Origin of the sequence: Ancylomarina sp., assembly GCF_041555295.1 — a bacterium.
Taxonomy (GTDB): Bacteria; Bacteroidota; Bacteroidia; order Bacteroidales; family Marinifilaceae; genus Ancylomarina.
In genome coordinates this window covers 1-3,241 of the sequence record NZ_JBFFKR010000332.1, presented here as the reverse complement: position 1 = coordinate 3,241, position 3,241 = coordinate 1, and the positions used below count along the sequence as shown (strand labels likewise).

The 3,241-nt window shown below is 36.1% G+C and carries 2 protein-coding genes; one reads left to right on the top strand and one right to left on the bottom strand.

Translation table 11 applies throughout. The features are described 5' to 3' along the window. A partial coding sequence (locus ABY905_RS15455) for a LiaI-LiaF-like domain-containing protein (protein WP_372645488.1) occupies nucleotides 1-239 on the bottom strand: 239 nt, incomplete at its 3' end. Between the two features lie 285 nt (nucleotides 240-524). On the opposite strand from ABY905_RS15455, the gene ligA reads away from it, so the two are divergent. Then, nucleotides 525-2,531 carry an NAD-dependent DNA ligase LigA gene (ligA, locus tag ABY905_RS15450; protein WP_372645486.1) on the top strand — a complete coding sequence of 669 codons (2,007 nt, stop codon included), beginning with the start codon at nucleotides 525-527 and terminating at the stop codon, nucleotides 2,529-2,531. Nucleotides 2,532-3,241: the final 710 nt, after the last annotated feature.

Sequence of the window (3,241 nt, the reverse complement as noted above, 5' to 3'; positions counted from 1 at the left end):
GAAAGTATAAAAAGATCATCGGCTAAAAAATAAGCGCCAACAGCAAGAACTACAATACCACTAAAAATTCGTCCTCTAACAATGATCATTAAAAGACCAATTAGAATTAGAAAACTTTCCCAACGAAAAATATAGTGATGAATGTTTCTTGGTAAGAAATCAATATTACTAAGTAGTATTACGATTCCAATGATGATGAGTGTTAATCCAACAACTAAAGGTCTTCTATCTTTATTCATAATGCGATAATTTTAGTTTTTCTACTGCTAAGATACTTTAGATAGACTTATTATATGATGACTAATCGGTTAGATGCTTATTATTGTCGGTAAAATAGACTTGAAAAAGGCTTCAGTCTTGATTTTACGAAAGATAATATTTTGATTTATATTTTATCAATAATCAATGAATATGAAAGGCGGATGGGTTCTAATAAATTGATTAAATTTGGAAGGATGTAGGCATCGTATTCTTAAGATCTATTACTATTTTTATGGCCTAGATTATAAATTTTCAACTGAACTATGAATAAGACTGAAGCTTTGCGACGTATATCCGAATTACGAGAGCAACTCCATACACATAACCATAACTATTACATTCTTTCACAGCCAACTATCAGCGATTTTGAGTTTGATATGCTGATGAATGAACTGTTAACTTTAGAGAAGAAATTTCCTGAATATGCAGATGAGAATTCACCAAGTCAGCGAGTTGGTAGCGATATCAATTTAGAATTCAAGCAAGTTGCTCATGAGTACCCAATGCTCTCATTAGGAAATACCTATTCTGAAGAGGATATTCGTGATTTTGAAACTCGAATTCAAAAATTGACCGAAGAGAAGATTCAATACGTGTGTGAATTGAAATACGATGGTACATCTGTTAGTCTAAAATATAAAAATGGAAAATTGGTGCAAGCCTTAACACGTGGTGATGGTGTTCAGGGCGATGATGTGACCACTAATGTGAAAACCATTAAAGCGATTCCTTTAAGCTTACAAGGCAATGATTACCCTAATGAATTTGAGATTCGTGGTGAAATAATGATGCCATTCCATGTTTTCAACCAATTAAATGTTGAGCGCGAAGAGCAAGGAGAGAGTCCTTTTGCCAATCCAAGAAATGCGGCTTCAGGGAGTTTGAAAATGCAAAATTCATCTGTTGTAGCCAAGCGTCAGTTAGATTGTTATCTCTATTATTTATTGGGGAAACAATTACCTGCCCGCGATCATTTTAGAAATTTGGAGCTAGCCCGATCTTGGGGGTTTAAGATATCTGATGATAGTAAGCTATGCAATTCTATTGATGAGGTGCTGGATTTTATCAAATATTGGGATACTAAGCGAGAAGAATTACCAGTGCCTATCGATGGCATTGTGATTAAGGTGAATTCTCTGGATCAGCAAGAAGAATTGGGTTACACAGCTAAATCGCCTCGTTGGGCCATATCCTATAAGTTTAAAGCAGAGCGAGTGGCTACACGATTGAATTCTGTGACTTACCAGGTTGGTCGTACAGGTTCTATTACGCCTGTCGCAAATTTGGATGCTGTTCAATTGGCAGGAACAGTTGTTAAGCGAGCTTCGCTGCATAACTCAGACATTATTGCAAATCTCGATTTACATCTTCACGATTCGGTGTATGTCGAAAAAGGTGGCGAGATTATTCCAAAGATTGTAGGTGTTGATGTGGATCAGCGAGATGCGAATGCTGAGAAGATCGAGTTTATTGAGAATTGTCCGGTTTGTGAAACCAAATTGGTTCGTCTAGAGGGGGAAGCCAATCATTACTGTCCCAACTCTGTGTCTTGTCCACCACAAATTACAGGGCGAATTGAGCACTTTATTGGTCGTAAGGCCATGAATATTGATGGACTTGGAGAGGAAACCATCGAACTCCTGTATCAGAATGGTTTGGTGAAAAATATCTCCGATCTGTATAAGTTGAAGAAAGAGGATTTGCTTCCTCTTGATCGTATGGGTGAGAAATCAGCAGATCGTATTTTGGGGAGTATCAAGGAATCTTTAAATGTACCTTTTGATAAAGTCTTATTCGCATTGGGAATCCGCCATGTAGGACAAACGGTGGCTAAGAAATTGGCTAAAACCTTAACATCTATTCAGCGATTGAAAGAAGCCAGCCTGGAAGAATTAGTTGGAATTGATGAAATTGGAGATAAGATAGCGAAAAGCATCATTTTATTTTTCGAAGATGAAGCTCAAAATAATTTGGTAAACGAATTGATTGCTCATGGTTTGCAATTTGAATTAGGCCAAGAGGAATTGGACAATCAAACCAATAAGCTAGAAGGTTTATCTATAGTGATATCGGGTAGTTTTAAACTGCACTCCAGAGACGAACTGAAGGCTATGATTGAGCAGAATGGTGGTAAGAATACCAGTTCAATCTCTAAGAAAACGGACTTGTTTTTGGCTGGAGAGAAAGTAGGGCCAAGTAAATTGGAGAAGGTTGAGAAGTTCGGAATCAAAACTATTTCGGAGGAAGAATTTATAGAACTAATACAGTAGTTCTAATTTTATTGAAAGAAAAGTTATTAACACCCCAGTTCAGAATTTGATCTGGGGTGTTTTAATATAAGAGGGTGTCCAAAAAGTAATTATTTCGTACTAAAATGAAATTCAGTTTTACCCCGACCCTAAAGGGAAACTGAATTTCAACGACTTCCCTTTAGGGAATTTAAGGGTGAAAAGTCGTTGAATAGTATAAGATTCTACTTTTTGAACACCCTCATTAATTTAATCGGAAAATATAAGCGCTAGCTAGTCGGAAAAGACTCTGTCAGGTTTTTTTCGGGCGGCTATTGAATCATCTGAGAGTGACTTTTTAAGACTCAAAAGCGTACATGAGATGTTCGAAATCGAACAGGGAAATAAATTCTAATAATTGTTTTGTCTTGATTTTGTGCATAATACATCTTTTGGCACTAAATATGAATGGTGGGGTGATGATATGTTGGTTTTAAAAGAAGTCTTTACCATCAAGCATTGGAATCTGTTTCAATCTTAGCTGTTAAGAAACGTTAATTCTAAACCTATCGTGTAACTAAAAAACCTATGGTGTAGTCCTATAGTTATAAATCAAAACCGACCTAAAAAAATAATTATGAGAAGAATTCTATTTGTAGCCATTCTGATACTGTATCCCTTTATTAATTTTGCAGAAGAATCGCCCAAAAATGTCAATGCTAAGATGGGTAACGTTTCAGGCCTTATTATCG